Origin of the sequence: Pseudomonas sp. 2822-15, assembly GCF_002742515.1 — a bacterium.
GTDB classification, from domain to species: Bacteria; Pseudomonadota; Gammaproteobacteria; order Pseudomonadales; family Pseudomonadaceae; genus Aquipseudomonas; species Aquipseudomonas salomonii.
Genome location: NZ_LJRY01000427.1, coordinates 1 through 291, shown reverse-complemented (window position 1 = coordinate 291; position 291 = coordinate 1). Strand labels below are relative to the sequence as shown.

Genomic DNA, 291 nt, shown 5'->3' with positions numbered 1-291 from the left:
GTCTTAACCACTCGAGCCCCAGTAACTGGATCAATCTCCTCCCACTGAACTCGTTCAGGATATATCCAAGATTCCTCTAAAATTCCTTTTGGTTTAAAAATATGAAGAATAAGCCTTCCATTTCGACAAAGATGATCTTTTATGTTTTTTAAACAAGCCTTTTGCTCTTCTATGTCTGATAAAATCTGAAAGGATCTAAATGGAATCGTTATAAGGGTGAATTGTTGATTAATCTGAAAATCACTCATGGATGCACGTAGTAATTCCACCTTTTCTTGAACAACCTTTGGT

At 35.7% G+C, this 291-nt stretch carries 1 protein-coding gene; it reads right to left on the bottom strand.

Annotated features, from left to right (window positions below):
• Nucleotides 1-248, bottom strand: a 248-nt coding sequence (locus AOA59_RS32985) for a hypothetical protein (protein WP_218212247.1), incomplete at its 3' end; no start/stop codon positions are given.
• Nucleotides 249-291: the final 43 nt, after the last annotated feature.